20 protein-coding genes are annotated in these 25,307 nt (G+C 62.9%); 17 read left to right on the top strand and 3 right to left on the bottom strand.

Features of this window, described 5'->3' with window-relative positions; translation table 11 throughout:
* Positions 1 to 10 precede the first annotated feature (10 nt).
* Entirely contained in the window at positions 11 to 1,351 is a 1,341-nt protein-coding gene (locus Q0743_RS17240) for an AAA family ATPase (RefSeq protein ID WP_298242701.1), read from the bottom strand.
* A 149-nt stretch (positions 1,352 to 1,500) separates the two neighbouring features.
* Here Q0743_RS17240 and Q0743_RS17235 point away from each other — a divergent pair, with 149 nt between their 5' ends.
* The 15 genes from Q0743_RS17235 to Q0743_RS17165 all read left to right on the top strand — a co-directional run bounded on the left by Q0743_RS17235 (position 1,501) and on the right by Q0743_RS17165 (position 18,373).
* Positions 1,501 to 2,304 carry a shikimate dehydrogenase gene (locus Q0743_RS17235; RefSeq protein ID WP_298242755.1) on the top strand — a complete coding sequence of 268 codons (804 nt, stop codon included), beginning with the start codon at positions 1,501 to 1,503 and terminating at the stop codon, positions 2,302 to 2,304.
* A gap of 120 nt (positions 2,305 to 2,424) precedes the next feature.
* On the top strand, positions 2,425 to 3,240 hold the full coding sequence (locus Q0743_RS17230; RefSeq protein ID WP_298242700.1) for a lytic transglycosylase domain-containing protein: 816 nt from the start codon (positions 2,425 to 2,427) through the stop codon (positions 3,238 to 3,240).
* Positions 3,241 to 3,425: 185 nt separating this feature from the next.
* The gene (locus Q0743_RS17225) at positions 3,426 to 3,647 is read left to right on the top strand and encodes a hypothetical protein (RefSeq protein ID WP_018319783.1); all 222 of its coding nucleotides are present in this window, start codon (positions 3,426 to 3,428) and stop codon (positions 3,645 to 3,647) included.
* A gap of 12 nt (positions 3,648 to 3,659) precedes the next feature.
* Positions 3,660 to 4,082: a hypothetical protein gene (locus Q0743_RS17220; protein ID WP_298242699.1), complete on the top strand. Its 423-nt coding sequence runs from the start codon at positions 3,660 to 3,662 to the stop codon at positions 4,080 to 4,082.
* 428 nt (positions 4,083 to 4,510) lie between these two features.
* Positions 4,511 to 5,008 carry a hypothetical protein gene (locus Q0743_RS17215; RefSeq protein ID WP_298242698.1) on the top strand — a complete coding sequence of 166 codons (498 nt, stop codon included), beginning with the start codon at positions 4,511 to 4,513 and terminating at the stop codon, positions 5,006 to 5,008.
* Between the two features lie 304 nt (positions 5,009 to 5,312).
* Positions 5,313 to 6,452, top strand: coding sequence for a LuxR C-terminal-related transcriptional regulator (locus tag Q0743_RS17210; protein ID WP_298242697.1), 1,140 nt, complete (start codon positions 5,313 to 5,315; stop codon positions 6,450 to 6,452).
* 237 nt (positions 6,453 to 6,689) lie between these two features.
* Positions 6,690 to 7,655 (top strand): helix-turn-helix transcriptional regulator, encoded by a 966-nt coding sequence (locus Q0743_RS17205; RefSeq protein ID WP_367184924.1) that lies wholly within the window; start codon positions 6,690 to 6,692, stop codon positions 7,653 to 7,655.
* Between the two features lie 100 nt (positions 7,656 to 7,755).
* The gene (locus tag Q0743_RS17200) at positions 7,756 to 8,004 is read left to right on the top strand and encodes a hypothetical protein (protein WP_298242696.1); all 249 of its coding nucleotides are present in this window, start codon (positions 7,756 to 7,758) and stop codon (positions 8,002 to 8,004) included.
* 299 nt (positions 8,005 to 8,303) lie between these two features.
* Positions 8,304 to 11,042, top strand: a complete 2,739-nt coding sequence (locus Q0743_RS17195; protein ID WP_298242695.1) for an autotransporter outer membrane beta-barrel domain-containing protein — start codon at positions 8,304 to 8,306, stop codon at positions 11,040 to 11,042.
* 220 nt (positions 11,043 to 11,262) lie between these two features.
* Entirely contained in the window at positions 11,263 to 14,475 is a 3,213-nt protein-coding gene (locus Q0743_RS17190) for an autotransporter domain-containing protein (protein ID WP_298242694.1), read from the top strand.
* 145 nt (positions 14,476 to 14,620) lie between these two features.
* The gene (locus Q0743_RS17185; protein ID WP_298242753.1) at positions 14,621 to 15,739 is read left to right on the top strand and encodes a helix-turn-helix transcriptional regulator; all 1,119 of its coding nucleotides are present in this window, start codon (positions 14,621 to 14,623) and stop codon (positions 15,737 to 15,739) included.
* A 112-nt stretch (positions 15,740 to 15,851) separates the two neighbouring features.
* Positions 15,852 to 16,970 (top strand): helix-turn-helix transcriptional regulator, encoded by a 1,119-nt coding sequence (locus tag Q0743_RS17180; RefSeq protein ID WP_298242693.1) that lies wholly within the window; start codon positions 15,852 to 15,854, stop codon positions 16,968 to 16,970.
* A gap of 251 nt (positions 16,971 to 17,221) precedes the next feature.
* Positions 17,222 to 17,458: a hypothetical protein gene (locus Q0743_RS17175; protein WP_367184921.1), complete on the top strand. Its 237-nt coding sequence runs from the start codon at positions 17,222 to 17,224 to the stop codon at positions 17,456 to 17,458.
* On the top strand, positions 17,397 to 17,630 hold the full coding sequence (locus Q0743_RS17170; RefSeq protein ID WP_298242691.1) for a hypothetical protein: 234 nt from the start codon (positions 17,397 to 17,399) through the stop codon (positions 17,628 to 17,630). The genes Q0743_RS17175 and Q0743_RS17170 overlap by 62 nt, the downstream gene beginning before the upstream one ends.
* A gap of 14 nt (positions 17,631 to 17,644) precedes the next feature.
* Entirely contained in the window at positions 17,645 to 18,373 is a 729-nt protein-coding gene (locus Q0743_RS17165) for a sulfite exporter TauE/SafE family protein (protein WP_298242690.1), read from the top strand.
* Here Q0743_RS17165 and Q0743_RS17160 read toward each other — a convergent pair.
* A complete protein-coding gene (locus tag Q0743_RS17160; RefSeq protein WP_298242689.1) occupies positions 18,370 to 21,570 on the bottom strand; it encodes an efflux RND transporter permease subunit in 3,201 nt (1,066 codons plus the stop codon). The genes Q0743_RS17165 and Q0743_RS17160 overlap by 4 nt on opposite strands.
* Positions 21,571 to 21,757: 187 nt before the next feature.
* Positions 21,758 to 22,999: an efflux RND transporter periplasmic adaptor subunit gene (locus Q0743_RS17155; protein WP_298242688.1), complete on the bottom strand. Its 1,242-nt coding sequence runs from the start codon at positions 22,997 to 22,999 to the stop codon at positions 21,758 to 21,760.
* 199 nt (positions 23,000 to 23,198) lie between these two features.
* Here Q0743_RS17155 and Q0743_RS17150 point away from each other — a divergent pair, with 199 nt between their 5' ends.
* Positions 23,199 to 23,801 (top strand): TetR/AcrR family transcriptional regulator, encoded by a 603-nt coding sequence (locus Q0743_RS17150; RefSeq protein ID WP_298242687.1) that lies wholly within the window; start codon positions 23,199 to 23,201, stop codon positions 23,799 to 23,801.
* Positions 23,802 to 24,045: 244 nt separating this feature from the next.
* Positions 24,046 to 25,074 carry a transglycosylase SLT domain-containing protein gene (locus Q0743_RS17145; protein ID WP_298242686.1) on the top strand — a complete coding sequence of 343 codons (1,029 nt, stop codon included), beginning with the start codon at positions 24,046 to 24,048 and terminating at the stop codon, positions 25,072 to 25,074.
* Positions 25,075 to 25,307: the final 233 nt, after the last annotated feature.

Genomic DNA, 25,307 nt, shown 5'->3' with positions numbered 1-25,307 from the left:
CCGGCATGGTCTAGCCGGACGGGTCACGATCGCGAACCTTGCCTCCAATCAGTCCCAGCGAAATTTGTTCAAGGCCGCCCTTCATTTCTCTGTCCAGTCGAGGCTCCCACCCATAATCTGCGCCATGGCTCAAGTGAGCGGCAATGCAATTCATCAGGGGCGGGTTCTTGAAGAATACTCTAACTTCGCTGACTCCCGTTGTTACGATGATCCCGCTCTCTTCAAGGTACTCTAACGCGGACTTTATCGAGTCCGCGCGATACTTGCCGCTGAGGTGTTCATCAATCTCACTCAATCTAGTGATCGAGGATACTGATCGCGAAACGAGAAAGGAAAACACGTCTGAGAAGTCGGCGTTGTTTTCGATGACACGAGAGATATTGCGAATGCTATCGCGATTCTCTAAGCGAAAGTCCGCGATAATTTTCCTGCATACTTCGCGCACGGTCGGCAAAGTTAAGCGATTGCCCGAACCGACCTTGGCGACGAGATGTTGTCCGAGCCAGTTTAGTTGCTTCATCAGCCCATTGGCTGCATCAAAGATGTACTCCGCATATTGCAATTTTTCGGTTCGAGTAAGCCTTCGATCTGACGCTGGGGTCTTGATATCTAAGAAGTCGAATTTCGAGTTAAGGTAGCCGACGGACTCGCCAGCGTTGGCAAGGCCGCCAACCGTTATTTCGGATATGCGATGTGTCAGAGCCGGATTTGCTTTCAAGAGCCGTTTGAGGATATCATCGGTTCCGACGAGAACTAGCTTGCCTTCAAAGCTCTGACCCAGCAATTTGCAAACGGCCGCAATTCTTCCGACCGTATCCTCGTCTGCTACTTCAAAGTCATCAACAACGAGTACCAGTTTATTGTCGTGAACCCATTTGGCGACGTCGTGCGCGCCCCACTGTTCTGCTTTCTTTAATTGTAGTTCGTAGCTATCTTTCTCAGAGAATTCGTCTCCGTATTTGAAGTTAAATTCGCCGCCAAATTTGAAGAGATTTAGAATGCCTTTAGCAGAAGCCTCTCTAGACACCTTTGTTCGCCGTGGAATTTCTACAAATTGCCGACAAAAATCCTTCCAGTGCATGTCCTTGGAGAGTTGCACATGCATAAAATCTCTGCTGCGGTTCGAGAAAATCTTCTGAACCAAAGAAGTCTTGCCCGTTCCGCTGGGGCCGTCGATGCAGAGATGTTGATCTGTGGTCCCCAGTTGGTACGAGACCTCTCTCTCTAGTGCTTCGCGGCGAAGCCAAAGCTCCTCGTTGTCGCCTCGCGTCGGCTGTGTACTAAACGCGAGAGATACCTGAGCCGCTCTTGCGTAGAGCTCTGCTTGTACTTCCTTGCGTTCATCGCTCATTGGAGTTGGTCTTCCGGAGAGGAATATGATTTGGGCTGAAAAGAGAAGCTAATCATCTGCATTTTGGTGCCCAAAAGACAATAAAACAACTATAAAGTGTATAATGGCATTTCAATTGACGAGGGCTTGGGGTCGGTGAGATGGGTTCTATGATCCCGGCCCCGACAGGTGCGACCCGGCTTTACGTCATCGTTGGCGATCCCATCGCCCAGGTGCGCTCGCCGGCCGGCGTCAGTGCCGCCTTTGCCGCGCGGGGGCACGATGGCATTCTCATGCCCGTTCAGGTCGCGCCGGCGGACTTGCCCGATTTCCTTTCGGTCGCGAGGCGGCTGAAGAATCTCGACGGCATCGTCGTGACCATTCCGCATAAGTTCGCCTGCTACCAGGCCTGCACGAGTGCGACCGATCGCGCTCATTTCCTGGGTGTCGTGAACCTGATGCGGCGGCGCGCCGATGGTTCGTGGCATGGCGACATGGTGGATGGTCTCGGCTTCGTCGGTGCGGCACGGGCGAAGGGGATCGCTCCCGCGGGCATGCGGGCGCTGCTTGTCGGCGCGGGAGGCGCGGGCTCGGCGATCGCGCTCGAGTTGATCGAAGCCGGGGTAAGCGACCTCGCCATTCATGATGGCCTGGCCGAGCGCCGCGACGCGCTGATCGACAGGCTCAACGGTCTCCGCAAGACGCCCGTGCGGGCCGGCGCCATGGATCCTTCCGGCTTCGATTTTGTCGCCAATGCGACGCCCGCGGGGATGAAAGAGGGCGATCCGCTGCCGGTCGATGTGGCGCGGCTCGCACCATCGGCCTATTGCGGCTGCGTCATCACAAAGCCCGAGATTTCGCCGTTCATCGCGGAAGCTCGCAAGCTCGGCTGTGTCACGGGCACCGGAACGGATATGTACCGGCAGCACCAGAGCATCATGGTGAATTTCCTGCTGGGAACGGACGAGCCGTGATCCCCGGTGTCAAGGGCTTTGCCTGGATCGATTGGTGGCTTCGGGACTTGAGCGATGGCAATTGACGTAGGATCATGCGCTTGCGCGAGCCGGTCGCGTGGCAGTTGAGAGGAACGAGCAATGATCAAGGGCAGGACAGTCGCGACAGCAGTGATTGGCGTGGCCGCGCTGCTCCTCTCTCTGCCCATGGCCGAGGCCGCCACTTGCGGCAACGGGCCCGGCGGCTTCGAGGCCTGGAAGCGCGAGTTCAGTGCGGAGGCGCAGGGCAAGGGTATCGGCCAGACCGCGCTCGCGGCCCTGATGCAGGCCAACTACGCCAGCGCCACCATCGCCGCCGATCGCGGCCAGCGCAGCTTTTCGCTGACGCTCGACCAGTTCCTCGCCAAGCGCGGTGCCACCACCATCGTCGCCAAGGGGCGGCAGCTCAAGCAATCACAAGGAGCCTTGTTCGCCTCGATCCAGCAGCGCTATGGCGTCCCGCCCGGACCCCTGATCGCAATCTGGGGCATGGAGACCGGCTTCGGTAGCCAGCGCGGCAATCAGAACATGCTGTCGTCGATCGCAACCCTTGCCTATGACTGCCGCCGTCCCGAATTCTTCACCGACCAGCTCTATGCCGCGCTGAAGCTGATCGACCGCGGCACGCTGTCGGGGGCGACGCGCGGCTCCATGCATGGCGAGGTCGGCCAGACCCAGTTCATGCCCAAGAACATCCTGGCCTATGGCACCGGCAATCTCGAAGTTGCCGCCAATGCCCTGAACTCGACCGCGAATTTCCTAAAGGCTCATGGCTGGCGCGCGGGAGCCGGATACCAGCCGGGCGAGCCGAATTTCGCCGCGATCGAGGCCTGGAATGCCGCGGGCGTCTATCAGAAGGCCATCGCGCTGATGGGCCGGCAGATCGACGAGGGCGGAGGGGCGGCCGCCTCCCGCTGACAGAGACCCCGTTTCGAACGGGCTCCATTCTCGTTTTGACGCGCCGAACCGGCATCCGCTGCGCTCGAAAGCGCTCCTGCTCAGCAAGGCGTGATGCGCCGGCGCGAGAAAGTTGTTGCCATTGGGAACCGACGGCACGAGGTTTGCTTTGATCAGATTCAGGGCTGGGCATGAGGAGACTCACCATGGCAACCCAGATCGTGATGGACCAGACTGGCGATACGCGCCACGAGTTTGATCCTGGCAATGCCGAAGCGCTGGCGCGAGCCGAACGGCGCTTTCGGGAGCTGACCGGCGCTGGCTTCACCGCCGCCCTTCGAAACGGACCCGGCGAAGTCACCCGCATCAGATCGTTCGACCCGACCGCGCAGGAAACGCTATTCTATCCGCGCCTGGTCGGCGGCTGATCTGAGCTGCTCATGATCGCGGCAGTTTGGCTCCGCGCGCCGGCGCGTGCGCGTCTGCATGCGCTGCGCGAACTCTATCGGCGGTTCTTCGGCGAGAACACGCCGGACGCACGTGGCCGTCGGCTTCTGGCCGAATGGCTGTCGTCGGCGCAGCGCGCCCAGTTCGAGCAGCACCGCTATTTCGACGTCGTCGGCTGCGACACCGGCAGGATCTACCGTATTCATTATGGCACGGCCGCCAACGTCCACGAGATCGACGACGCCGGCATTGCGACGATGGGGTGGTGCTTCGTCCCGTCGGGTTTTCTGGTTCCGGGCGACGTCATGCTGGCGCAGAAGATCGCGCTCGAGACGGACGAGAAGGGGGCGCTGGCGCTTGCCAACCGGTTTCCACCGGCAACGCATTCGGAGCATTTCTACCGGCGGCCGTTCTAGCCGTGGGGAAGCGAAGCGGTCAGTAGTGCGTGGTGCGGTAGGCATCCAGCGCATGCGCTGCGAAAACGCCGACGCTGCAGAGGGCGAGCAGGGCGGAGATCAGCTCGATCATAGCTCGTCCTCCTGCGGTGGCTGGGCGACGAGGTTTTGACAGCAGGAATATTCGTAGATCAGATCGAGGAGGAATTGCATGGTGGCCGTCCCTGTATCTCTTTTGACAACCATTTAACCGGCGATCTGTTTCAGGCGTGTTTCGTCGCATCCGGAATGGGGTTTCGCAGGGAACCCTCGGGCCGGTTTGTGCGCTGCAGTCTCGCCAAAATGCCGCGGCCCGAGAGGGGCGCCGGCCCGTCTTCCGGCCGCCGCCGGCCCTTGCGGCTCTCTTCCGGAGATGGTCATCTCAGCTCGGGAACGCGCTGGAGGCTGCCATGAAACGATTCCTTCTCGCCGTTTTGCTGACCGCGGGCGCCTTAACGGCCGGGCCGGCGGTTGCGCAACAATCCAAGGTCGGCGACTGGACCATCGAAAAACGGACGCAGGACACGCACTGCAATGCGAGCCGCGGCTACAAGGACAAGGACGATGAGAACCGCGACTACGTCATCGTGATCACCTATTCCGAGAAGGCGATCGTCATCGTGATGATCTACGACGGCTGGGAGTGGGAGACGGTCGGCGAGATCCTTCGAGCCGATGTCGGTACTGACGATGCGGACATCATGAAGAAGGCGAAGTGGGAGGTCATGGACAAGACCACCGTGCGCGGCATCTTCGAGTACGACCAGTCGATGATGGACCGCCTGTCGAAGGCAAAGCGCCTCACGCTCGATTTCGAGGACGATGACGACGACAGTATCGAGATGCAGATCCCGCGTGCCGGCGAAGCGCTGGCAGCGTTGAAGTTCTGCGAAGAGAACCGGAAATAAGTTGCCGGTTCGGGCCGTGAGGGCGACAACACGGCGGCCATGAAGTCGATCGCAGCGGGCAGGCGCGTGACTCTTCGCACACAGTCCGCTCGCTGTTCGCATTTATCCTAGTCTTTGGCGAAACCGTCCAAGCCGCTCCCTGCGGTTGACGTTACGCAAGGACGATGTTCGATATTCCAGCATCCAGCTGCAACGTATTTTCATTGTCGAAGGCGGCAATTGACCGGCCCGCCTTCTCCGTCAGTTCCCGGATCGCGGGCTGTTCGCCTCGCGCGGGCCGCACGCAGATCGCGTCGTCCGCCCGATGACGACCCATCAGGCAAATCGATTCTCGTCCCTCATCGGCGAGATCTACGATGCGGCGATCGCCCCCGCATTGCGCAGCGGCGTGCTGGAGCAGGTCGCGCATTTCGTCGGCGGTTGTGCCGCGATGATCGTCTCGAGGGACTCGGCGCGGCTCTCGATCGAGATTCACCAGCATTTCGGCATCGATGCCCGCTTCCGCCAGCTTTATCGTGACCGCTATGTCGAGCTCGACCTTCTGCTCGATCGTCATCTCAATCTCGCTCCCGAGCAGACCATCGACGTGACCGAGATCATGCCCCGCGAGGACTTTCTGGCGACGAGCTTCTATCGCGAATGGCTGGAACCGCAGGGGGCGATAGACCTCGCGACCATCGCGCTGGAGAAGACGTCCGCCCGCACCACGATCCTGCAGGTGTTGCGCCATCGTTCCCGTGGAACCGTCGACGACGCGATGCGCGAGCGCATGCGATTGCTGGCTCCGCACATCCAGCGATCGCAGATCATGGGCCGGCAGATTCGCGCTCGTTCCCACACGGTCGACGATCTCGCCGACGTGCTCGACGGATTGAATACGGCAATCTGCCTGCTCGACGCGGACGGCCGTGTCGTCCATGCCAATGCGGCGTGCCGTCAGCTGTTCGCCGATGCCAGTCTGCTCGCGATGGTCGGTGACAGGATCGTAGCCCGCAACACCCAGACCGACAAAATATTCCGCGGCCTGTGCGAAATCGATGGAGGCGCGCGACGTCAGGTCGAGCTTGCGACGTCGACCGATGGACAGCATTATCTGCTCCACGCCTTTCCGCTGAAGCGGGACCGCAATCTTCCGCGGGATGTTGCAGCCACGATGCTCTTCGTTCAAAGGGCGTCCATGTTGCCTTCGCTCGCTGCAGACGCGATTGCAGCGGCCTTCAGGCTGACACCTTCCGAATTGCGCGTGCTGATGGCGATCATCGAGATCGGCGGAGTTCCCGATATTGCTGCAAAGCTAGGCATCGCGGAAACCACCGTGAAAACGCATCTCGGTCGCTTGTTCGAAAAGACGGGCGCTGGCAGGCAGGCCGATCTGGTGAAGATCGCCGCCGGCTTTGCCGTGCCTTTCGCGCGGCGGACGAGCGGAGACGACAGGGCCACGTAATACGTTTTCGCGTGCCGCGATGTTACGCGCCGCGATCTCAATCCATTGTGATGGACCGGACTCGTGGGTCCTCCGAACGCAGGACGCGAGTCATTCGAGACTTTCGTATATCGCGCTCCTGACAACAAGAGCAGCGTACGTCGCACGAGCATGCCGCGCCGGCATCGAACGCGCGTATGAGGAAGCGACAGCGTATTGCCGGCCTGCTCGTCGGTTGGAGAGATTGCAGTGAGCAGCATGGTTGATTTTTCCGTTCTCAACGTTTCAACGAACGAAATTCCCGAAGGCGAGCGCATCCCGATGCTTCGCGATTTCTATTGTCGCGGGGTGTTGAAGGCAGAGGTCGAAGCAAGGGAAGGAAAGCCGGCAGCAGCGAGCTTTACGTCCCACGTCCTGCCGGAAGCCCAGTTGTTGATCGGAGGGCTGTGCGGAGCGCGAGTCATCCGCACCAAGCAATTGGTGGCCGACGGCGACGACAGTCTCGCTCTGATCGTGAACCGGTCGGGCGTGCTCGGGATATCCGAACGAGGGCTCGATCTGAGGCTTCATCCAGGAGAGGCGGTCTTGACGAGCGCAGAGGACGTCACGACGTTCGAGCGGTTGTCGTTGGGCAGCTGCTTCTCGCTGCGTGTACCAAGACGCGTGCTGGCACCGATGATCGTGGATGTCGATGATGCCGTGATGCGTGTCATGCCGGAAAGCTCCGCCGGGCTCAGACTGCTGGTCGACTACGCGGTGACGCTGGTGCGGGAGAAGGCGTTCGCGATGCCTGAACTCCGGCAGCTTGGAGTCGCGCATCTGCACGACCTCTTGGCGCTCGTGCTCGGCGCGACCGGTGAGACGCGGGAGCTGGCCGGACGGCGCGGCATCAAGGCGGCCCGGCTCCAGAGGGCGAAGGTCTCCATCGCCAACAATTGCTGGCGCCAGGATCTGTCGGTCAACTCGGTCGCCCAGGAGCTCGGCGTGACGCCGCGCTATCTCCAGCGCCTGTTCGAGGCCGACGGCAAGACCTTCTCATCCTTCCTGATCGAGCAGCGCGTCAAGCGCGCGCATCGCATGCTGCGGGAGCCCGGATATGCCGAACGAACGGTAAGCTCGATCGCCTACGACGTCGGCTTCGGCGATCTCTCGTATTTCAATCGTTGCTTCCGGCGAACCTACAATGCCACGCCGAGCGACGTCAGGAGCGGCGAGATGCCTTAAGGGCGCGCCTGCCAATTTCGATCCGCGGGCGGGAATTTTGCCCCTGATCGCGAAGTCATAGCCACAGCGTTGCGTGCGGCATCGGCAGCCGGAGTATGGAATGCGCCGTTTCTTTTTCGACCTCCTCGTCGGCAATGTCGTGAAAATTGATCCCGGCGGCATGGTCTTCGAGCAGACCAGCGCAACGTTCGTCGTTGCCGACGAGATGGCAAGGCACCTGTTCGTCTGGCGCGACGATCTGCGCGATCGCGACGCCTTTATCCGCGTCAGGGACTCCGGCGGCAACGAGATCTATCGCGCTGCGGTGTTCGCGGAATGTGCCGAACGAGTGGGCTGGGACCAGGCGTAGTTCTTTGGGATGTGTCGCGCATCTGCATCAGTCCTTGGTCAAACCACATCAGTTCGTTTTGAGACGAGCTCCGGTCGTATTCGTCCAAGTCGAACCTTGCTGACATTTCTACCTTAGGGTCCGCGAATCCAGTTCGCGGCGACCGGTCTCATCCGAGCGGACGAGGTCGGTGGTGAACGCCTGAACGCCCCTGGCGATGAAGGCATCGACCGGGAATAACTATGCAACGTAAACGTCTTACGACCGTCAATGATCGGCTTTTGCGAATTTCTGCATCCGCGCTGCTGCTGGCGCCCTGCTTGGCGATCAAGCGCGCGGAAGCCGCTTGTTCGCCGGCTTCCCCCGTCAACAACGCGACCGTGAGCTGCGCAGGGACGACGACGGATTCAAACGGCACCAGCGGCTACGGCACGCTTGTCGACGTCGGCAACACCTACGTGGTCGGACCCGGCGCGACGCTGACCGGAACGGACGTCGGTCTGGTATTCGACACCGGTACAGTCAACAATTCCGGCACCGTCACGGGTGGCGATTTTGGGGTCGAGGCGAATCGCACTGCCATCGTCAATAACATCGGGACGTCCTCGATCATCTCTGCCACCAGAGACAATGCCAGTGCCGTCTTGGGATCTGAGCTGCATGTCCGGAATGAGGGCTCCATTACGGCTTCAGGGGTCAACGGAACTGCGGTCGATGCGGGAAACACCGAGCGGAACGAGGTCTTCAACTCAGGCGCCATCGAGGGAACCGCGGTTGGCATCGGCAGCGTCGGAACGATCGCTGTGACGAATTCCGGAAGGATAGAAGCCGCTTCAGGCGGAACGGCGATTTTGGCCCGCACCAACCTGAACCTCCTGGGCAACACGGGCGCAATTACCGGTGGTCGCTTTGCGATCACGGCCGACACGATCAATCTGGTGAACGACCGAGCGGGGCGGATCAATCAAATTGATGCGAACGGCAGCGTGATATCCGTCAGGGTGCTCACCGGTTCGAATGCCGGGCAGATCGTCGGACTTGCCAGCAACAGCCGTGCGATCGATGCCGACATCGTCAACCTGAACAATACCGGACTGATCCAGGCGGACCTGGGAGGCGTCAAGGGCAGGACCGTGACGGTTACAAACGACGGAAAGATCGAGTCCTTTGCCGCAAACAGCGTTGCAATTCAGGGCCTTCAGACGACGGTCGTCAACACCGGCTCCATCTCAGGATCGTGGGGTGTCTCAGGTACCAATGTCTCGATCGCGAATTCAGGCACGATCTCCGGAGACGTCCTCGGAATATTTGCTGAGGATGTCACGGTCAGGAATTCAGGCTTAATCTCGGGAGCAGGAACTGCGTACGCGATAGGAACGGTGCACACGCTCGATCTGGACAATTCCGGAACGATCAGAGGCAGCGGCGGATCGGTCGGCCTTCAAATTGGGAGTGGCGGAAAGATCGTCAATACGGGAAGCATTGTGGCAGACCGGGCGGCGATACTCCAATTTGCTAGTCCTGACGTGCCCTTGGCGATCACAAACACAGCTTCCGGCACGATCATAGGCGCGGACGGAATATTGTCGGCGGGTACGGTGAACCTTGTGAATGCCGGTACGATTCGTGGAACCAATTCGATCGACGGAACTGCGGTGCTCGCCAACGTCGCCAACGTCAATAATAGCGGCTCCATTGCTGGCATCGTCGGCGTGCTCTCGCATGGCGCTGCCAGCATCACAAACTCCGGCACGATCACCGGAACCGGCGGCACCGCGATTGCGCTGTCGAGCGCCGCCGACACACTGACGTTGCTGCCGGGCTCGAGGATCAACGGCGTGGTCGATTTCGGCTTCGGGGCCGACGTCGTCAACGTCAACCTCACTGCGCCGAGCAGCCGAGTGTCGTCGTTGACGAGTATACAGCTCCCGACCTTCGTCAACTTTGAGGGAACCATCAACACCAACATCTCCAACGGCAGCTTCAATGGTCCGTCGGTCGTCTCCGGCTTGACGCTCGCAACGCTCGATCCGACCGCGCTGGCGCAGACCGACCGCACGTTGATGGATTTTACGGGCGGCGTCTCCTCGCTGGTGCAGGGTCGCCTGAGCGGCGGCGCCGGGCCCGCCGGCAGCAACATGATGGCGATGGCCTATGCGCCTGAAACGGCGCAGGCCGGGCCCTTCACCAAAGCGCCGCGCAGCCTCTGGACCGATCCGGCGCCGATCACGGTCTGGGCCAACAGCTTTGGCGGGCAGCGTATCCAGGACGAGACGGCGTCGACGCTGCGCGCGACCTCGACGGCATGGGGTGGGGCGATCGGTATCGACCGCAAGGTGCGGCCGGACTGGCTGGTCGGCGCCTTCCTCGGCGGCGGGCAGGGCGGTCTCTCGGTCGACCTCAACTCGCAGTCGGTCGACACCAACTACGTCTTCGCCGGCGCCTACAGCCGTTTCGAATGGGCCTCGCAGTTCTTCGACTTCACGATCCAGGGCGGCAATGCCGACAACAGGTCGCGCCGTCTGGTGCTGAACAATGCGGCCGTCGGCGGTATGGAGACGGCCACGGCGAACTACAGCGGCTGGTATGTCAGCCCGGAGGTGGCCTACGGCTACAGGCTCAACATCGGCAACGGCTACGTGCTGACGCCGACGGCGCGGCTGCGCTACGTCGCCGGCCGTTTCGACGGCTACAGCGAGAGCGGTTCGGCGCAGTCGCTGTCGATCGGGGGCCGCACGCTGCAGGATTTCGAGGAGCGCGGCGAGGTCGACTTGTCCCGCGTCACCGGCTTCGCCGGCGGTGAGCTGAAGGCCAACATCCATGGCGGCGTGATCGCTCTCCAGCGCGCGGGCGATACCACCATCAATACAGTACTCCTCGGCCAGAACCTGTCGTTCGTCACCCCGGGCAGCCGCAGCACGGTCGGCGCCGTCGCTGGCCTCGGCTTCGACTATCACGCCACGGCCAACGTGTCCGTGTTCGGCGCGGTCGAGGGCACGGTGATGTCCGACCAGAGCCGCACCGGCTCGGCCAAGGGCGGAGTCCGCGTCGCCTTCTGAGCGCGCGTGCATGCCGTTCTATGGCGTTCATGCAACATGCCCGCGGATTGTGCGCCGGTTCGTTTCCGGCAAAGCCGCGGTCGTTTCTCTCCAAGCCTCCAGGAAACCGCGTGCCTACGCTGTTAATCGAAGAATCGTTCGTCTCGATCTGCGTCTCGCCTTTGCCGCGGACAGCGCGGGATGACGCTTCCGGCCTGCGGGTTCGTCTGAGGACATCGAGATGCTGGGAATGAATTGGTCCGTCGCGCAAAGCCGCCGCCTCCTGCGCTGGGGATCGACCACCGCGCTTACGCTGGCGCTCGCGCCCTGGGTCCTCGGTGGCCGCGTCGAGGCGGCATGTACGCCTCCGTCGCCGGCGAGCGGCACCATCGTAACCTGTACGGGGACGACGACCGACGCGAACGGGACAACCGGCTACGGCACTGCCGCGGACAGCGGTAACACCATCAATATCTCAGCGGGGGCCAGCGTCATCGGCACCAAAATCGGTATCGAGCAGAGCCGTGTCACCGTCAACAATGCCGGCTCGATTCGGACCGATCCGACGAACGGACTAACCGGAATCGCCGCGCTTCAGGGCGTGGATCTGAACAACGCCAGCACCGGCCGCATCGATGCGCGTGGTGCGAACAGCATCGCGATCAACGCTCTCACCGGGACAGTGAACCTTGAGAACGCCGGCACGATCGTCGCATTCGGGACGGACGCGACCGCGATCTGGGCGAACGCAGTCAACGTCACGGCCAACTCGGGCACCATCTACGGCGATCGGTTCGGGATCAATGCGACCGATATCACGGTCACGAACAATAGCGGGGGCACGATCTTCGTCGGTGGATCGAACGGCTTCGCGATAGTCGCCACCAACAAGGTCGTCATCGACAACGCCGGCATCATTTCCGCCCCTGGCACCGGTGAAATCGGTGTCTCCGGCGACTCCGTGACGATTGCAAGCAATACCGGCCGGATTGCAGGTTACTTCGCCGCGATCTCTGCCAGGACGTCGACCACCATCGACAACAACGCCGGTGGACTGATCGAGGCCACCGGGGCAAACGGAATTGCCGTCTTTGTTGCCGGCGGTACGGCGACGGTGACCAATGCCGGCGAAATCTCCGCAAAAGTCACCAACGGCGCGGCGATCGAAGCAGATGGGGTGGTGTTGTCGGCAAATACCGGCATCATCTCCGGCGGCACACGTGGCATTACGGCAAACACGGCAAACGTTTCCAACAATGAGGGCGGCACGATCTCGGCGCTCGACGCCAACGGCAAGGCCATCCTGGCGACCACGGTTACGGTCGCCAATGCCGGGCAAATATCTGCGCTAGCGACCGGAGGTATCGGCATCGACGGCGACACAGTGAATGTGACGGCCAACATCGGTCTGATTTCGGGCGAAAGATACGCGATCCGCACGTCGACAGGCGCAGTTGCCGCGAACAACAATGCAGGCGGGACGATCCAGGGCACGAGCCTAGGGGCTGTCGCGATTTCTGCGGGCGCAAACGCCAGCGTATTCAATGCGGGGACAATCAAGGGTGGGATTGGCGGCGGAATCGGTGTCCTCGCCACCGGCACGGCGACCGTCGAGAACGCGGCGGGCGGATTGATTTCCGCCGGCCAGTTTGCCGTTAGAGGCGCCGACGTCAGGGTCAGCAACGCCGGCATCATGGAATCGACCCTCGGTGGGGCTGCCATCGACGCGCAGTCCGCCGCCATCAGCAATTCCGGCATCCTGAGGTCGGTGGCTGGAAGCGCGGTTCAGGTCTTCGGCGATCTCACCTTGAGCAACTCGGGCACCATCCAGGGTGCGCTGGTTGCTCCAGGGGTCTTTGCGCAAGGGCAGGCGCAGATCTTCAATGCGGGCACGATCTCGGGAAGGTACGGCATCCAGACCCTCGGCAGTCTCGGCTTGACGAACGCTGGGGGCGGCAGCATTTCGGGCAGCCTTCATGGCATCGTTGCGCAGGGGAATCTCGTCGTCAACAACGCGGGGGCCATCTCGGGAACAGCAGGCGGCGGCATCGGAGCGGCCACCACCGCGACCGTGTTCAACTCCGGCGTCATTTCCGGTGGCACCGGTATCAGCGTGGGTGGTGGCGCGAACATCACGAATTCGGGCACGATCACCGGAACCGGCGGCACCGCGATCCTGCTGTCGAATGCTGCTGACACGCTGACGCTGCTGCCGGGCTCGAAGATCAACGGCGTGGTCGATTTCGAATTCGGTGCCGACGTCGTCAACGTCAACCTGTCGCCGATCAGCAGCAAGGTGTCTTCGCTGACGACGATCAACCTGCCGACCTTCGTCAACTTCGAGGGTACGATCAAGACCAATATCTCCAACGGCAGCTTCAACGGTCCCTCGGTCACCTCCGGCCTGACGCTGGCGACGCTCGATCCGACCGCGCTGGCGCAGACCGACCGTACGCTGATGGACTTCACCGGCGGCGTCTCTTCGCTGGTGCAGGGGCGCCTGAGCGGCGGCACGGGTACAGCCGGCAGCAACATGATGGCGATGGCCTATGCGCCTGAAACGGCGCAGGCCGGGCCCTTCACCAAAGCGCCGCGCAGCCTCTGGACCGATCCGGCGCCGATCACGGTCTGGGCCAACAGCTTTGGCGGGCAGCGTATCCAGGACGAGACGGCGTCGACGCTGCGCGCGACCTCGACGGCATGGGGTGGGGCGATCGGTATCGACCGCAAGGTGCGGCCGGACTGGCTGGTCGGCGCCTTCCTCGGCGGCGGGCAGGGCGGTCTCTCGGTCGACCTCAACTCGCAGTCGGTCGACACCAACTACGTCTTCGCCGGCGCCTACAGCCGTTTCGAATGGGCCTCGCAGTTCTTCGACTTCACGATCCAGGGCGGCAATGCCGACAACAGGTCGCGCCGTCTGGTGCTGAACAATGCGGCCGTCGGCGGTATGGAGACGGCCACGGCGAACTACAGCGGCTGGTATGTCAGCCCGGAGGTGGCCTACGGCTACAGGCTCAACATCGGCAACGGCTACGTGCTGACGCCGACGGCGCGGCTGCGTTACGTCGCCGGCCGCTTCGACGGGTATAGCGAGAGCGGCTCGGCGCAGTCGCTGTCCGTCGGCGGTCGCACGCTGCAGGATTTCGAGGAGCGCGGCGAGGTCGACCTGTCCCGCGTCACCGGCTTCGCCGGCGGCGAGCTGAAGGCCAACATCCATGGTGGCGTGATCGCGCTGCAGCGCGCGGGCGACACCAGCATCAATACGGTGCTGCTCGGCCAGAATTTGTCCTTCGTCACCCCGGGCAGCCGCAGCACCGTCGGTGCCGTCGCCGGCCTCGGTTTCGACTATCACGCCACGGCCAACGTCTCCGTGTTCGGCGCGGTGGAGGGCACGGTGATGTCCGACCAGAGCCGCACCGGCTCGGCCAAGGGTGGTGTTCGCGTCGCGTTCTGAGCCGGCATCAGCCCTGGCGGCCCGAACGCGGTGCGCGTCGGCCGGGTGCCATCCGCCCGGCCGACGCCTCCTCCGATCGGAGGATGTCGCATGCGTGGGTCGTGTTATTCTCGCCGGCATTGATCAATCATTGTCATTTCGAGCCATGCACGGACCGCAGAAACTGCCGGACCTCGTCGAGACCATCTACGATGCCGGGATCGATCCGTCCCGCTGGAACGAGGCCGTCGCCGGCATTCGGGATTTCGTCGGCGGCCAGGCTTGCGGCGTATTTTCGAAGGACTCGATCAGCAAGTTCGGCGTCACTCACTACTATTGCGGAGCTGACCCGCATTTCATCCGGCTCTATGCCGACACGCATTCGAAGTTCGACCCGCTCAGCGTCCTGCCGCCACACGGCTGGGTTGTGAGTGTGCCGGACCTCGTCGATTTCGTGGAGTATCGCAAGGGGCGTTTTTACCAGGAATGGATGCAGCCGCAGGGCTGCAGCGATGCGGCCAACGTCGTGCTCGAGATGTCCAATGCAAACTGCCCCGTGATGATGACCGTGCTGTCGGGCCGCCGCATGGTCGATCGGAGCATGAAGGATCGCCTCTCGCTCCTTGTGCCGCACGCCAGCCGGGCGCTCCTGATCAACCGCGCCATGGGCGCGCAACTGACGTTGGCGACGGCACTGGCCGATGTCCTCGACAATTTGACGGCCGGGATTTTCCTGCTCGACGGCCTCTGCCGGGTGGTGCACGCGAATTCGGCCGGTCACGCTCTTCTCGCGGCCGACGACGTGGTCAGGTCGGTCGCCGGGCAGCTCGTGACCTCCAGCATGGAGGCCAATCAGGCGTTGCGCGAAGCGCTCGCGGACCGCGGCGATGCTCCGCCGCTCGCCTCAGGCGGTCATGCCATGCCGCTGCTGTCGTCCAGCAGCGAGCGCTACGTCGCTCATCTCTTGCCGTTGTCGTCCGTGCTGCGGAACGGCAGCGAACGTGTCGTCGATGCCGCCGGTGCGCTGCTGCTGCGCAAGGTGTCGCTTGGCGGGCCATCATATGGTGAATTGATCGCGCGGACCTTCGATCTGACGCCGGCAGAGCTGCGCGTGTTTCTGGCGATCGTCGAAATCGGCGGCGTCCCGGAAACCGCTTCGTCGCTGGGCATCGCGGAAACCACGGCAAAGACACATCTGCATCGCATCTTCGCCAAGACGGGCGTCAGCCGGCAGGCCGATCTCGTCAAGCTCGCGGCTGGATTTGCCAATCCGCTCGTGAATTGATCCGCCCAATCGTTGCCGGAGTTGAACCTTTTGTCGCCCTGACAGACTCACAGTAGCCGCAGGGCATGAACAAACATTCCCGCAATCTCCGCGTTCAATCATGGCTCTTCGGATGTCCCGAGTTCCCAAGCATTCCGAGCTGATCGAGAGCATCTACGATGCAGGGCTCCACCCTGAGTTGTGGAGCGATGTCGTCGTCATGCTCAATGCGTTCATTGGCAGCCAGGCTTGCGGCCTGATCTCGAAGGACACGGTCAGCAAGTCGGGAGCCACCCACTATTATTGCGGCGTCGATCCGCACTACATCCAGCTCTATTCCGAGACTTACTCCCGCTACGATCCGCTCGCTCGGCTTCCCCAGTACGGCGAGGTGCGCAACATTCCGGACCTCGTGAATTTCGACGAGTACCGCCGCGGGCGCTTCTACCAGGAATGGCTGCGTCCCCAGGGCTGCGTCGACGTTGCCAACGTCGTGCTGGAGCAGTCGAAGTCGCCGTGCCCGATGTTGATGACCGTCATTCCGGGCAAGGAGATGCTCGACGCCGAGCAACGTGCGCGCATGCGGTCCCTGGCCCCGCATGCGAGCCGGGCGCTGCTGATCAATCGCGCGATCGAGCGGAAGCAGCAGCGCGCGACCGCGCTCGCCGACGTCGTGGATCGGCTGAATGCCGGCGTCATCCTGCTCGATTCGGCTTGCCGCATCGTTCACAGCAATCCGGCCGCGGAGACGATCCTCGCGGCCGACGACGTCCTGCGTTCGATGGCGGGCCGGCTCGTGACGAGATCCTCCGAGGCGAATCTCGCCCTGCGCAACATCTTCCGTGATCCGGCAGAGGTGGCCGTCGCGGCGGCGATTGGCCGGAAGATCCCTCTGATGGCGCATGACGGATCGCACTACGTCGCTCACGTGATTGCGTTGCCGTCGCTGCTGCGCGACGGCGCAACAGAGCGTACATCGGCGGTCGGGGCCTTGCTCGTCTGGAAGGCGGAACTCGACAGTCGCTCGTGCGCCGGTCTGATCGATCGCACGTTCGAGCTGACGCCGGCGGAACTGAGGGTCCTGCAGTCGATCGTCGAAGTCGGCGGCGTGCCGGAGACCGCGGCGGCATTGGGGATCGCCGAGACGACGGTGAAGACGCATCTGCATCGCGTCTTCGCCAAGACCGGCGTCTCACGCCAGGCCGATCTGGTCAAGCTCGCCGCGGGATTCTCCAACCCGCTGCTGCACTGACCGGCATCGCGCTCGCGAGCGCGTCACTGCAGCTCGCGAAAGGTTCAAGCCGAGACATCATCAGTAAGTTATCGCGCGTCATTCGATCGAATGACGCGATTTTTTGCGTTCTCGTTTAGTGACTCGTCACACGATTTCTTGTTCGACGTCTCGATGTCCTCTGTGAAGCAACTCACAGCGGTCCGGAGTGAACCTCATCATTCTCTCGTGCAGGTTGAGAGGAGATCGTCATGCGAAGGACATCGCTTACCATGGCCGACAAGTTCCGCGACATCGTCGCCCGCGTCGGCGCCGTGTTTCACGAGCAGCGCAGGATCGAGGCGCAGCGCGCATTGCGGCGCTATCACCATTTGCTGGCCCGGCCGGACGAAACATTGCCGTTGAACGAGATCATTTCGGTCAGCAAGGAAGAGGATATTTCGAGACATGCCCACGGATCTGATACGCGCGAGCACGCTCCCGGCCAACCGGCGTTCGAGCGCGCGTAATTTCAACGTCGTTGCAGTCGTGCTGACGGTCTCGCTCGTCATTCTTCAACTGGTTGGCCTCGCGATCCTGGAGCGGTCCCACGCCCACGCGATGCACGTGTCGTTGCCGAGCGAGGCGGCCGTCTGCCCCGAGGGCGTCAATGTCGATGTTCCGCAGATTCCCTACGATTGACCGGAGGTCGGTCCGTGCCTGATGTCGCGACTCTGTTTCTGCTTAGCGTTGCCGTGTTTGCTGGCGCCTTCGTCTCGGGACTCTCCGGCTTTGCGTTTTCGGCCGTTGCAGGTGCGATCCTGCTGCGCGTGTTCCAGCCGCTTGAGGCCGTGCCGCTGATGATGGCGTGCAGCATCGGCGTGCAGGCGACCAATCTGTGGGCGCTCCGGCGCAACATCCGCTGGGAAGGCAGTCTGATGCTGATCGTCGGCGGATTGATCGGCGTCCCCATCGCGATCTCGCTCCTGCAGTCGACGGACACGCATCTGCTGCGGCGCGGCTTCGGCATCGTCGTGGCGCTATATGCTGCCTACATGCTGTTGCGGCCGACGCTGGTGACCGCCGGCGAAGCCGTCGGCCGTCACTGGGTCGCGCTGATCGGGTTCGGAGGAGGGCTCGTCGGCGGCCTTACGGCGATGCCGGGTGCCGTTCCGACGATCTGGTGCGACATGCGCGGCATGCCCAAGAGCGAGCAGCGCGGTCTGGTGCAGCCTTTCATCGCGGCGATGCAGCTGTTCGCCATCGTGCTGCTGGTCGGGCACCAGGATCTGTCGTCAAAGGTCTTCGTCGATCTTGCCGTCAGCCTGCCGGCGCTGTTCGCCGGCTCTGCGCTCGGCGTGATCGCCTTTCACCGCGTCAACGAGGCGGTCTTTCGCAAGACCGTGCTCGTTCTGTTGTTGATCTCGGGGATTTCCCTCGTCTAGTGCCCGGGACTGGTGACGGAGCCCTGGACCGGCGCCGCGCTGATGTCGCTGCCGTGATGCACCAGCGGCTTGTTGCCGGTGACGGTCCGCAGCAGCACGTAGAACACCGGCGTCAGGAACAGGCCGAACACCGTGACGCCGATCATGCCGGAGAACACGGCGACGCCCATCGCGCGCCGCATCTCAGAGCCCGCTCCGGTCGAGAGCACTAGCGGCAGCACGCCCATGATGAACGCCATCGAGGTCATCAGGATCGGGCGTAGCCGCAGGCGGCTCGCCTCGATCGCGGCCCGGATCGGCGTGCGCCCGGCGAATTCGAGCTCGCGCGCGAATTCGACGATCAGGATCGCGTTCTTGGCGGAGAGGCCGACGAGAACGATGAGGCCAATCTGGGTGAAGACGTTATTGTCGCCGTTCGAGACCCAGACGCCGAACATCGCGGCCAACAGGCCCATCGGCACGATCATGATGATCGAGAGCGGGAGCGTCAGGCTCTCATAGAGCGCGGCCAGCACCAGGAACACCAGCAGGATCGCCAGCGGGAACACCCAGATGCCGGAATTGCCGGCGATGAACTCCTGATAGGTCAGGTCGGTCCATTCAAAGGCAAAGCCAGGCGGCAGCACCTCGGCCGCGATTCGCGTCGCGGCCTCCTGTGCCTGGCCCGAGGAAAACCCGGGCGCTGCCGCTGCGTTGATGTCGGACGACAGGAACCCGTTGTAGCGGATCGCGCGCTCTGGCCCTGCGCTCTGGCGGATCTTGAGCAGCGCCGACAATGGCACCATGTCGCCTGAGGCCGAGCGCACCTTCAACTGCCTGATGTCGTCGGCGCGGGCGCGGAACGGCGCGTCGGCCTGGACGCGGACCGAATAGGTGCGGCCAAACTTGTTGAAGTCGTTGACGTAGTAGGAGCCGAGATAGATCTGCAGCGTGTTGAACACCTCCGTCACGGGCACGCCAAGCTGCAGCGCCTTGGTGCGGTCGATGTCGGCGAACAGCTGGGGCACGTTGACCTGGAAGCTCGAGAACACACCGGCGATCTCCGGCGCCTTCTGCATCGCTGCCATGAACGCGTTCGTCGCCTCGTTCAGCGCGTCATAGCCGAGACCGGCGCGGTCCTCGATCTGCAGCTTGAAGCCGCCGATGGTGCCGAGACCGTTGACCGGCGGCGGCGGGAACATCGCGATGAAGGCTTCCTGGATGCCGGCATATTTCTTGTTCAGCTCGGCCGCGATCGCATTGCCGCTCAGCGCCGCGCCCTTGCGCTCGTCGAACGGTTTTAGTGTGGAGAACACGATGCCTGCATTGGACGAGTTGGTGAAACCGGAAATCGACAGGCCGGGGAAGGCCACCGAGCTCTCGACACCGGGCTGCGTCAGCGCGATGTCGCTCATCTTGCGGATCACCTCTTCGGTGCGGTCGAGCGTGGCGCCGTCGGGCAGGCGGGCGAAGCCGACCAGATATTGCTTGTCCTGGCCCGGCACGAATCCACCAGGCACCTGCTGGAACAGGAAGGCGGTGAGGCCGACCAGCACGACATAGAGCCCCATCACGGCGGCCTTGCCGGAGATCACCTTGGTCACGGTGCCGCTGTAGTTCTCCGAGGAGCGTGTGAACGCCTTGTTGAAGCCGCGGAAGAACCAGCCGAGACCCTTCTCCATGACGATCGTCAGCTTGTCCTTGGGCTCGTGGTGTCCGTTGAGCAGCAGGGCGGAGAGCGCCGGCGACAAGGTCAGCGAGTTCACCGCCGAGATCACGGTCGAGATCGCGATCGTCAGCGCGAACTGCTTGTAGAACTGTCCGGTGAGGCCGGAGATGAAGGCGAGCGGCACGAACACCGCGATCAGCACCATGGCGATCGCGATGATCGGTCCGGAGACCTCGCGCATCGCCTGATAGGTGGCGTCGCGCGGCGACAGCCCGGCCTCGATGTTGCGCTCGACGTTCTCGACCACGACGATGGCGTCGTCGACCACGATACCGATGGCGAGCACGAGGCCGAACAGGCTGAGCGCGTTGATCGAGAAGCCGAACACGTGCATCACGGCAAAGGTGCCGACGATCGAGACGGGCACCGCCAGCAGCGGGATGATCGAGGCGCGCCAGGTCTGCAGAAACAGGATCACGACCAGCACCACCAGCGCGATCGCTTCCAGCAACGTGTGGATCACCGCCTCGATCGAGGAGCGCACGAACTGGGTGGGGTCGTAGACGATCTGGTAGGACACGCCCTCCGGCATGTTCTTCTTGATCTCTGCCATGGTGGCGCGGACGTTGTCGGAGATCTGCAGCGCGTTGGAGCCGGGGGCCTGGAAGATCGGGATCGCCACCGCCTGCTTGTTGTCGAGCAGCGAGCGCAGACCGTATTCGGACGCCCCGAGCTCGATCCGCGCGACGTCGCGCAGCCGCACCACTTCGCCGCGGGTGCCGGTCTTCACCACGATGTCGCCGAACTGCTCCTCGTTGGCGAGGCGCCCCTCGGCGTTGACCGAGAGCTGCAGGTCGATACCCCTCACGTTCGGGGAGGAGCCGACCACGCCGGCGGCAGCCTCGACGTTCTGCGCCTGGATCGCCTTGACGATATCGCTCGCGGTCAGCCCGTGCTCGGCGGCCTTCTGCGGATCGACCCAGACCCGCATCGAATAGTCGCCGGCGCCGTAGAGCTGGACGTCGCCGACGCCGTCGATCCGCGCCAGGCGGTCCTTGACGTTGAGCACGGCGTAATTGCGCAAATACGTCATGTCGTAGCGGCCGTTGGGCGACAACAGATGCACGACCATGGTGAGGTCGGGTGAGGACTTCTTGGTGATGATGCCGAGCTGGCGCACCACGGCCGGCAGCCGCGGTTCGGCCTGCTGCACGCGGTTCTGCACCAGCTGCGTCGCCTTGTCGGGATCGGTGCCGAGGCGGAACGTCACCGTCAGCGTCATGGCGCCGTCGGTGGTGGCCTGGCTCGACATGTAGAGCATGCCTTCGACACCGTTGATCTGTTCCTCGATCGGGGTCGCGACGGTCTCCGCGATCACCTTGGGATTGGCGCCGGGATAGGTGGCGCGCACCACGACGGAGGGCGGCACCACATCGGGATATTCCGAGATCGGCATCGCGAACAGCGAGATCAGCCCGGCGAGGAAGATCAGGACGGAGAGAACGCCGGCGAAGATCGGACGGTCGATGAAGAACTTTGAGAGATTCATGGTCTTGCCCCTGGGCAATATCCTGCGTGTCGCCGACAGCTCCCCCCGTCATTCCGGGACGCGCGCAACGCGCGCGAACCCGGAATCCAGAGGTGGTGTGGTCGAAATCTTGTAAACTCGAGATCCTCAGGCGCGCATTCGCGCACCGTAGGGCGCGCGACGCGCGCCCCCGGGATGACGAGGTGCACTAGCGTTGCACCACATCCTGGTTGCTATGGTTGGACGCCTGCTGCCCGCGCGCGCCCATCGCCGCGACCTCTGTCTTGAGGAGGGCGCCGGGACGCACACGCTGCAGGCCGTTCACGACGATGCGGTCGCCGGGCTTCAGACCCGCAGTGACGATACGCAACCCGTCGACGGCGCCGCCGAGCGTGACCGGCCGATAGACCGCGCGGCTGTCGTCGCCGACCGTCATCACGAACTTCTTGTCCTGGTCGGTGCCGATCGCGCGCTCGTCGATCATCACCAATGTCTGCTGCTTCGGCTGACCCATGCGCACGCGCGCGAACTGGCCGGGGATGAGACGCCCGTCCTCGTTCTGGAACACGGCGCGGACACGGATCGTGCCGCTCTGGCCGTTGACCTGGTTGTCGATGAGCTGAATGTGACCTTTTGCCGAGAGGCCGCCGGAGGTCGCCATCTCGACCGGGATCTGGTCGAGATTGCCGCGCTGGCCGGAGGCGTCTGCGATCGCGTTCAACGCATGCAGCACGACTTCTTCGTCAGCATCGAAGGAGGCGTAGATCGGATTAACCGAGACCAGCGAGGTCAGCACCGGGGAGGCGGTGCCGGCGGCGACGAGATTGCCGACGGTGACCTCGATCTTGCCGACGCGACCGTCCACGGGGGCGCGCACCTCGGTATAGTCGAGATTGAGCTTGGCGGTCTGAAGCGTCGCTTCGGCGGCCTTCACATTGGCGATCGCTTCGCGATTGGCATTCTCGCGCTGATCGAAATCGCGACGGGTCACGACGGCGTTGCCGACGAGCTGCGCGCCGCGTTCGACTTCGCCCTGGGTGAAGACGACGCGCGCCTTCGCCGCCTCGAGCTGGGCGTTGGCCTTGTCGACCTCCGCCGCGTAAGGCGCCGGGTCGATCTTGAACAGGACGTCGCCGGCTTTGACCAGCGCGCCTTCGGTGAACTTGGTCGCCAGGATCGCACCTGCGACGCGCGGGCGGAGCTCGACGCGCTGGATGGCCTCGAGCCGGCCGGAGAAATCATCCCACAGCGCGGTCTGCTTCGGTTCGACCAGCGCGATGGTGACGGGCACGGCCTGTTCAGCCGCAGCGGCCGTTGCCGTCGCCTGGGCGGCATGGAAGTAGCGGCCGGTTGCGATCGAGCCGGCGGCGGCGAGGGCGCCGACAATGGCGACGCCGCCGAGAAGGCGACGGAAACGGCCGGCGGGATGTGTTTCTTGGGAGGGGGGCATTTGCGCGCTCCAAATATGTAGTGTTCACTACAGATGTGGAGCTGGATACCGCAGCGCAAGATACTTATGTACCAATCGCTAAGAAAAATGTACGTCGATACCGCGACAATTGGAAGACACAAGAAAAAGAAAGTTAGAACAAATAGATAGGGGCCGGCGTTAGGCTGACATCACCCGCCGCTTCCGAGGAGACAGGCACATGCGCATGGGACGCCCCCGCGAATTCGACGCCGAAATGGCGTTGGACCAGGCGATGGAAGTGTTTTGGCGCCATGGCTATGAGGGCGCCACTATCGCCCAGCTGACCGAGGCCATGGGCATCAATCCGCCCAGCCTCTATGCGTGCTTCGGCAACAAGGAAGGCCTGCTGAAAGCAGCCCTCGACCGCTACACCAAATTGCGCGGCGCCTGGATGGAAGAGGTGGTTGCCGCTGCCACCGCCCGCGACGTCGCCGAGCGGATGCTGATGGGCATCGCCGACAAGCAGACTGATCCCGCAAATCCCCCCGGCTGCCTGCTCGTGCAGGGGGGCATCGCCTGCGGCACCGGTTCCGAGAACGTCCCCTTCGAGCTCGCCGCCCGCCGCGCCCAGAACGAGGACCAGCTTCGCGACCGTTTTGTTCGCGCCAAGGCCGAAGGCGATCTCAAGTCGACGTCAGACCCCGCCGCACTCGCGCGCTACGTTTCGGCGGTGTCGGTCGGCATGGGCGTAATGGCGTCCTCCGGCGCCGATCGCGAAGCACTGCGGCAGGTCGCTGATGTCGCGGTGCAGGCAGTCGAGGCGCAGTCGGCGCGAAAGTAAAATGCGGAGCTATGGGGCCCGAGCTTCAAGCCAGGGCGTGTACTTCGTCGGCTTGCGGTGATGCAGCGGGAGCGGCCGGCTCGATCGGATATCGGCGGCACCCATAGCGCAGACGTGTGGCGAGACAGAAAGTCTGCTTTCGTTCACCACATTTAAACCATACGATTCTACGAAGGAGGACTAACCTAGGCTGCAGGAACATGCGCATAGCCTTCATACAGAAGCCATCCGTGGACTTCCGGCAGTGAAGGCTTTGCAAGTTAGCTGCATCCTGGTTGTCATCGCATCCCTTGGGCTTTGTCTGGCCGCCGGTAACAGACTGGCCGCGACGGTGCCGGATGTCATGCCGGAAGCGGCAGCGAACATGGCGCCTCCTGTGAACATGGTGACGCCTGCCCTGTACGCAGAGGCATCAGCCAGGCTTGCGGCAGCGCTTCGGGCAGAAAGAGCAGAACCTGGCTCGGTGACGTCAGCAGGTTCCGGGGCGCTGAGCACCGGAGCTGACATCGTCGATGAACCCGTCGGACCAAAATTGGCGTCGTTGGGACAGGATATCGTCCAGCCGCTGCCGGCAGAACGCGATGCGCCAAGCGATGCTGCGAAAGCGGCGTCGACGCAGGATTTCCGCTATCTGGTCTATTACGTCTGGTCCGAACTGCCGCCCGCCGAGAAACCGGCGGAGATCGTCCTGCGTGCGTTCAAGGACATTCCGGTCGGAACGCCGGCCGAGGAGATCAAGCGCGCTTCCGATGCGTTTGGTCTCGATTTCAATTTCATGATGGCGGTTGCCAAGATCGAATCCGGCTTCAACCCCAATCAGCGCACCGGCTCGTATATCGGCCTGTTTCAGCTGAGCCAGTATGAGTTCGGGAAGTTCGGCTTCGGGCAGATTCGCGATCCCAGGGACAATGCCGTTGCGGCCGCCTACAAGATCATTACCGAAGGAGTCCAGTTCGGGTGGATCACGCACCGGACCCCGGACATGAGCGATCTCTACCTGATCCATCAGCAGGGCTGGGAAGGCGCCGCTCAGCACATCAGCCAGCCCGCTCGCGCCGCCTGGAAATCCATGTGCGCCACCAGCGAAGGCAAGGAGAAGGGCGAGCGCTGGTGCAAGCGCGCGATCTGGGGCAATGCCCTTCCGGCGTTCAAGCGCACCTGGAAATCGGTGGACAACGTGACGTCGGAGGCGTTCGTCGGGATGTGGCGCGGCCGGGTCGCCGAATTCTACACGAAGTACGTGGCGACCGCCGCTGCGGCGGCAAGCCAATAATTCCGTTGTAGCCAGGGCGGTGGCCTCAACTGTCAAGCCGCAGAGTGTCCCGCTCGGCGGGCTCGCCGCGCCGCTTGCCAATTTCCTTGAAGGCTTGAAAGATTGTCCTGTCGCAGGCGCGAAGTTGCCTCTCGTGGCCGACATCGTTAGGGCCCGATAACGGCTGATGTCGGGAATCAGCGGCGGCGATGCTCTTGGCTGCGTCGCTGGTTTGCAGCGTGGGTCGTCGAAGC

It is taken from the genome of uncultured Bradyrhizobium sp., from assembly GCF_936943645.1.
In the GTDB taxonomy this organism is placed as follows: Bacteria; Pseudomonadota; Alphaproteobacteria; order Rhizobiales; family Xanthobacteraceae; genus Bradyrhizobium.
The sequence above is the reverse complement of the archived record's forward strand: the minus strand, read 5'-3'. Positions and strand labels throughout refer to the sequence as shown.

Excerpts from the sequence above, each read along its gene's own strand:
- Q0743_RS17240 (WP_298242701.1), bottom strand. The coding sequence starts at position 1,351 with ATGAGCGATGAACGCAAGGAAGTACAAGCAGAGCTCTACGCAAGAGCG.
- Q0743_RS17235 (WP_298242755.1), top strand. The coding sequence starts at position 1,501 with ATGATCCCGGCCCCGACAGGTGCGACCCGGCTTTACGTCATCGTTGGC.
- Q0743_RS17230 (WP_298242700.1), top strand. The coding sequence starts at position 2,425 with ATGATCAAGGGCAGGACAGTCGCGACAGCAGTGATTGGCGTGGCCGCG.
- Q0743_RS17225 (WP_018319783.1), top strand. The coding sequence starts at position 3,426 with ATGGCAACCCAGATCGTGATGGACCAGACTGGCGATACGCGCCACGAG.
- Q0743_RS17220 (WP_298242699.1), top strand. The coding sequence starts at position 3,660 with ATGATCGCGGCAGTTTGGCTCCGCGCGCCGGCGCGTGCGCGTCTGCAT.
- Q0743_RS17215 (WP_298242698.1), top strand. The coding sequence starts at position 4,511 with ATGAAACGATTCCTTCTCGCCGTTTTGCTGACCGCGGGCGCCTTAACG.
- Q0743_RS17210 (WP_298242697.1), top strand. The coding sequence starts at position 5,313 with ATGACGACCCATCAGGCAAATCGATTCTCGTCCCTCATCGGCGAGATC.
- Q0743_RS17205 (WP_367184924.1), top strand. The coding sequence starts at position 6,690 with ATGGTTGATTTTTCCGTTCTCAACGTTTCAACGAACGAAATTCCCGAA.
- Q0743_RS17200 (WP_298242696.1), top strand. The coding sequence starts at position 7,756 with ATGCGCCGTTTCTTTTTCGACCTCCTCGTCGGCAATGTCGTGAAAATT.
- Q0743_RS17190 (WP_298242694.1), top strand. The coding sequence starts at position 11,263 with ATGCTGGGAATGAATTGGTCCGTCGCGCAAAGCCGCCGCCTCCTGCGC.
- Q0743_RS17185 (WP_298242753.1), top strand. The coding sequence starts at position 14,621 with ATGCACGGACCGCAGAAACTGCCGGACCTCGTCGAGACCATCTACGAT.
- Q0743_RS17180 (WP_298242693.1), top strand. The coding sequence starts at position 15,852 with ATGTCCCGAGTTCCCAAGCATTCCGAGCTGATCGAGAGCATCTACGAT.
- Q0743_RS17175 (WP_367184921.1), top strand. The coding sequence starts at position 17,222 with ATGGCCGACAAGTTCCGCGACATCGTCGCCCGCGTCGGCGCCGTGTTT.
- Q0743_RS17170 (WP_298242691.1), top strand. The coding sequence starts at position 17,397 with ATGCCCACGGATCTGATACGCGCGAGCACGCTCCCGGCCAACCGGCGT.
- Q0743_RS17160 (WP_298242689.1), bottom strand. The coding sequence starts at position 21,570 with ATGAATCTCTCAAAGTTCTTCATCGACCGTCCGATCTTCGCCGGCGTT.
- Q0743_RS17155 (WP_298242688.1), bottom strand. The coding sequence starts at position 22,999 with ATGCCCCCCTCCCAAGAAACACATCCCGCCGGCCGTTTCCGTCGCCTT.
- Q0743_RS17150 (WP_298242687.1), top strand. The coding sequence starts at position 23,199 with ATGCGCATGGGACGCCCCCGCGAATTCGACGCCGAAATGGCGTTGGAC.